The organism is Candidatus Colwellia aromaticivorans, assembly GCF_003333305.1.
GTDB lineage: Bacteria > Pseudomonadota > Gammaproteobacteria > Enterobacterales > Alteromonadaceae > Colwellia > Colwellia aromaticivorans.
The window spans coordinates 40,430-46,429 of record NZ_QOLD01000024.1; the positions used below are offsets into that span (position 1 = coordinate 40,430).

Annotated in this window: 4 protein-coding genes; 3 read left to right on the forward strand and 1 reads right to left on the reverse strand. The window is 36.7% G+C overall.

Features of this window, described 5'->3' with window-relative positions:
* Positions 1-160: 160 nt before the first annotated feature.
* The 3 genes from rluD (at position 161) to clpB (ending at position 4,689) form a co-directional block, all read left to right on the forward strand.
* Positions 161-1,135, forward strand: coding sequence for a 23S rRNA pseudouridine(1911/1915/1917) synthase RluD (gene rluD / locus DWA31_RS04105; protein WP_114325391.1), 975 nt, complete (start codon positions 161-163; stop codon positions 1,133-1,135).
* A gap of 26 nt (positions 1,136-1,161) precedes the next feature.
* Complete coding sequence (gene pgeF, locus DWA31_RS04110; RefSeq protein ID WP_245942472.1) at positions 1,162-1,968, forward strand: peptidoglycan editing factor PgeF; 807 nt, start codon at positions 1,162-1,164, stop codon at positions 1,966-1,968.
* A gap of 150 nt (positions 1,969-2,118) precedes the next feature.
* On the forward strand, positions 2,119-4,689 hold the full coding sequence (clpB, locus tag DWA31_RS04115; RefSeq protein ID WP_114325393.1) for an ATP-dependent chaperone ClpB: 2,571 nt from the start codon (positions 2,119-2,121) through the stop codon (positions 4,687-4,689).
* 58 nt (positions 4,690-4,747) lie between these two features.
* On the opposite strand, the gene DWA31_RS04120 is transcribed toward clpB, so the two are convergent.
* Positions 4,748-5,212 carry a DUF4124 domain-containing protein gene (locus DWA31_RS04120; RefSeq protein ID WP_114325394.1) on the reverse strand — a complete coding sequence of 155 codons (465 nt, stop codon included), beginning with the start codon at positions 5,210-5,212 and terminating at the stop codon, positions 4,748-4,750.
* Positions 5,213-6,000 lie beyond the last annotated feature (788 nt).

Genomic DNA, 6,000 nt, shown 5'->3' on the forward strand with positions numbered 1-6,000 from the left:
ACGCCTTTTATTCTGGTTAAAATAAGTATGAAAGCCCTTAATAAAAAGGGTAAAATGTGATTAATCTACTTAGTGCAGACTTTAGTACAAGCATTCTAACCTAGCATTTTCGCTAGTACAATGACGAGTTGCACAACGTTAAAAATTTAAAGAGAGTTTAATGGCTGAAATAATTCAACATAAAGATATTGTCCCTGATTCGTGTTTAGGTAAACGCTTAGACCAAACTTTGGCGATAATGTTCCCTGACTATTCACGTTCAAGGTTAAAAGATTGGATCTTAGCTGGCAGTGTTACGGTTAATGGCGAAGTATTACCACGTCCAAGGGAAAAAATGTACGGTGGCGAAAGTATAGCTATTAATGCCGAAATTGAAGCAGAGCAACGCTTTGAAGCGCAAAATATAAAATTAAATATTGTCTATGAAGATGATGATATTTTAGTTATTAACAAACCCGCGGGTTTAGTTGTTCATCCTGGAGCGGGTAACCCTGATGGCACAGTATTAAATGCGTTATTGCATCATTACCCTGCAATCGAAGTTGTACCTCGTGCTGGTATTGTGCATCGCTTAGATAAAGACACTACTGGGTTAATGGTAGTAGCTAAAACTATTGCAGCACAAACCAACTTAGTAGAAGCGTTGCAATTAAGAGAAATAACTCGAGAGTATGAAGCCGTAGCCAATGGTTTGATGACCGCAGGAGGTCTTGTGGATGAACCCATAGGACGCCATCCAACTAAACGTACACTTATGGGCGTTGTTTTATCAGGTAGACCTTCGGTAACACATTATCGAGTATTGGAAAAATATCGTCTGCATACGCGTTTACGTTTACGTCTTGAAACTGGACGTACTCATCAAATTCGCGTGCATATGTCACACATTACTCACCCACTTGTTGGTGATCAAGGATATGGAGGCAGACCGCGTCCACCTAAAAACTCTACGCCAGAATTGTTAGCTAAATTACGTAGTTTTAAACGTCAAGCATTACATGCTGCTATGTTGTCCTTGTATCATCCTGTCACAGGAGAATTAATGACTTGGCATGCTGATTTACCAGATGATTTTGTTGAATTAGTTGAGCTTCTGCAAGCTGATAACAAACTTAATGCTCAAGATGAGTATTAAGTATTAAAGAAAAACCGCTAGCAACTTTGGATACTCGAGCAAACTCAGCGATTGAATTTGTTCAATGGCCTGTACATTCTCAATTAGAAAGTACAGGCATTGATGACAAAGTGCTAGCGATACAAACGACCTGTGCATCGCCTATTAATATTTCGGGTGATAATGATTTTCCTTATAAAAAGTATCCCTATAAAAATTTCAACTTAGGTTTACATGTAGGCGATTGTGCCAATAACGTTGAGCATAACCGGCAATGTTTACAAAAATTATTCCCATCAAAAACTCGTATTCAATGGCTTGAACAAGTACATGGCAATACGGTGGCCAAAATATCAAAAGTAACTAAAGAAAATATTATTGCTGATGCCATGGTTACTCGTGAAAAAAACATTGCTTTGGCTATCATGACAGCTGATTGCTTGCCAATTTTATTGATATCAAGTCAAGGCGATGAAATAGCGGCAATACACGGCGGTTGGCGCCCTTTAGCGGCCAATATTATTACTAATACGTTAAATAAAATGCACACAGCAGCCGATGATATTTATGCTTGGTTAGGCCCTTGTATTGGTAAAGAAGCGTTTGAGGTTGGAAGCGAAGTACAAAGGGCCTTTGTTGAACAAGGAAACGCATTCTCTCAGGCTTTTATCAAGCAAGAAAATGGTAAATATTTAGCAAACTTGCATGAAATAGCGACTCTGCAGTTGAATAAAGTAGGTATTAAGCAAATAAGCTCTTTGTCAGAGTGTACTTATTCACAACCGGAAAAATATTATTCCTATCGAAAAAATTCAATTACCGGCCGCATGGCAACAGTTATCAGCTTATTATAATTCATCAATGTAAATTAAGTTTTCTTGTTATACATCAAAGTTGTATTTCATCAACCATTGAAAAAGTAGACTGATGTCCTAATGTTATAGATAACTATTTCAAAGTATGTTCAATACAAATAAGCCCAGTAACATGGCAGGAGAACATTTATGCGTTTAGACCGATTTACTCAATCATTCCAAGAATCCATTGCCGATGCTCAGTCAATAGCACTAGGACGAGATCATCAATTTATCGAACCAATTCATTTGATGATGGCACTGTTAAATCAAAATGGTAACTCCATTATTCCCTTATTAAAAAGTGCCGGTGTTGATGTACGTTCCTTACGTATAGAGATTGAACAGGCATTGAAATCTTTAGCACAAGTCGAAGATTCTGCAGGCGATGTTCAACTATCTTCAGCGTCGGGTAAATTGTTTAATTTATGTGATAAACATGCCCAAAAAATGTCTGATACCTATATATCCTCAGAAATGTTTCTGTTGGCGGCACTTCAAGACAAGGGCGCTTTGGGAAAAACTCTTCAAGCATTAGGTGCAAATGAACAACGGCTTAAAGCGGCCATTGAACATATACGTGGTGGGAAAAAAGTAGATGATCAAAATGCTGAAGATGTTCGCCAAGCATTGCAAAAATTTACTGTTGATTTAACCGAGCGTGCAGAACAAGGAAAATTAGATCCAGTCATTGGGCGAGATGAGGAAATTCGTCGCACGTTACAAGTGTTGCAACGTCGCACTAAAAATAACCCAGTATTAATAGGTCAGCCAGGGGTGGGTAAAACTGCTATTGTTGAGGGTTTAGCGCAGCGTATTGTTGATCATGAAGTACCTGAAGGTTTAAAAAACAAACGTGTATTGTCTTTAGATATGGGGGCTTTGATTGCCGGAGCAAAATACCGCGGAGAATTTGAAGAGCGTTTAAAGGCAGTATTAAATGAGTTGTCTCAAGAAGAGGGTCAAGTCATTTTATTTATTGATGAATTACATACCATGGTAGGGGCTGGGAAATCTGACGGCGCGATGGATGCAGGCAACATGCTAAAACCAGCGCTAGCCCGCGGTGATTTACATTGTGTTGGTGCAACTACTTTAGATGAATATCGAAAATACATTGAAAAAGATGCTGCTTTAGAGCGCCGCTTTCAAAAAGTTTTAGTGGAAGAGCCAAGTGTAGACGACACTATTGCTATATTACGTGGTTTAAAAGAGCGATACGAATTACATCATAATGTTAATATTACTGATCCTGCGATTGTTGCAGCGGCAACGTTATCACATCGATATATTAGTGATAGACAATTACCAGATAAAGCCATTGATCTAATTGATGAAGCTGCTTCTAGTATTCGTTTGCAAATGGACTCAAAACCAGAAGATTTAGATCGACTTGAACGCAGGTTAATCCAACTTAAATTAGAGCAAAAAGCGTTAGAAAAAGATGCTGATGACGCTTCAAAAAAACGTTTGGCACTCATTTCAGATAAAATAAATGACAAACAACAACAATATGATGAATTGGATGAAGTGTGGACAACAGAAAAAGCCGCATTATATGGTACACAAACAATTAAGGAAGAATTAGAACAAGCACGTATTGAATTAGAATCCGCTAGAAGAAGCGGTGATCTAAATCGTATGTCTGAATTACAGTATGGCAAATTACCTGAGCTTGAAAAACAACTGGATTTAGCCAGTCAGGCAGAAATGCAAGAGATGAGTTTACTGGCAAACAAAGTAACAGAGGTTGAAATAGCTGACGTTCTTAGCAAAGCTACCGGAATACCTGTGGCGAAGATGTTAGAGCAGGAACGTGACAAATTACTTAATATGGAAGAAGCACTACATCAAAAAGTTATTGGTCAAGGAGAAGCGGTTACCTCGGTATCTAATGCAATTAGGCGCTCAAGAGCAGGACTTGCGGATCCAAACCAACCCATAGGATCATTTTTATTTTTAGGACCTACAGGGGTAGGTAAGACTGAGTTAACTAAAGCGTTGGCCTATTTTCTATTTGACAGTGAAGATTCTCTTATTCGTATAGATATGTCTGAATTTATGGAAAAACATTCAGTTTCTCGTTTAGTTGGCGCACCTCCTGGCTATGTAGGCTACGAAGAAGGGGGCTATTTAACCGAAGCTGTGCGTCGCAAACCTTATTCAGTAATCTTATTAGATGAAGTCGAAAAAGCACACCCCGATGTTTTTAATATATTATTACAAGTACTTGATGATGGCCGCTTAACAGACGGCCAAGGTCGAACGGTTGACTTTAAAAATACTGTCATTATTATGACCGCAAATATTGGCTCGGATATAATTCAACAATTTAGTGATGATAGTCAATATCAACAAATGAAAACTCAAGTAATGAATGAGGTAAGTCATCACTTTAAACCTGAGTTTATCAATCGTATTGATGAATCTGTGGTATTTCACCCTTTATTAGCCGATCAAATCCAGCAAATTGCCGGTATTCAAATACAAGAATTATCAAAACGCTTAGCTGAACAAAATCTAAAATTGGCGATTAGTTCAGAAGCATTAGCATTAATTGCACAAGCAGGGTTTGATCCTATTTTTGGGGCAAGACCTTTAAAACGAGCTATTCAACAAGGGCTAGAAAATCCACTAGCACAAAAATTGCTCGCAAATGAATTTTCTTCAGGGAGCACTATTAGTATTGTCGCTGAACACGGCAAGCTAGTATTTAACTAAATGTTATTTAATTGGTACGAAGTTAACCGCTAATTTACTTTTGTGTATAAGTGGTGAGTTAACTTTGTTTATTACTATTATTACAGTATAAATCTATGTGCTTGTTACTTAGTGTCACTTGGGCTTTCTTCTCTTTATCTGTTAGTACCCGGTTTTTTCCATCAGGATCTAGAATTGTAATTTTATTGAAGGAATTTAACATTTTTATGTTGAGTTGAGCCGCTTTACAGTTTTTTTCTGCTATGACTTTATTTTTTGCTAATATTTCAGCTTGGTTGATTTCATGCTGAGATAATTGCTCGTCTACGGAAGGCAATTGTTTTTTTTGAGGTTGTTGTCTTTCTTTATATGATGCAAACGTGGTCAGCTGTGAAAAACTATTATCTTGAGGTTGCTGTTGACTAAAGTGAACAACATTGTTTTCATCAACCCAACGATATATAGCAATATCTTTTGCTATAGCGCTTGTACTAAACATAACAGCGGAGCATATTGCTACGAAAGCTGAACTGCGAATACACATATTAATCCCTTTGCGGTTAAATAAATAACTTGCTAATTATAATAGATAAGTATAAATATTTTGATAGAAAATTCAACTTAGATTAAATCACCGATATATTCAATCAATTTTAGTTATTACCTACCTAAATATTAAATAGGGAAATCGAATAAACGAATTACTCTCATTTCTAAAATGTGTTATCTGACTATTATAGTACAGCCTATCAAATTTTGAACACTTTTGAACACTTTAGTTAGTGGTTTCAAAAACCATATCGACATAGTAAAAACATTAATAATAACTAGAAACGAAGCATTATTGTCTTTAATGAGGGATTTTTAATCGTTCAGAAATAAATTTGAAAATAAGGCTTGATCCCTGTGGTTAGATCTATACAATGCGCTCCAGTTCCAAGGGGTTCAGCCAAAAAGCTTAATCAACTGGATGTTTTGAATAGTTATCTCATCGCTTTTGAAGTGAATAAGCTAACTTAACGTTTTAAAGTGAAGGTTTTAAAAGTTTGCAAAAACTTTTAAAAAAGAATCGAAAAAACGTTGACATCAAAACTTGGAAGCGTACAATGCGCATCCTGCTTCGGGCAAACGGCAACGTTAACCAAGAAGCGCAAAGCGAGTAACGAATGAGATTACTGCTTATTTCTTTAACAATTAGTTATCATGCAATTTGTGTGAATACTCACATTAACTTGTTTTTACATAGTTCTTCACTTTTCGAAGTGAGAACAAAATAAAACGCTTAATGAATGATGTTCATGCAAATAAATACAGTTACTTATCTTTAGTTAG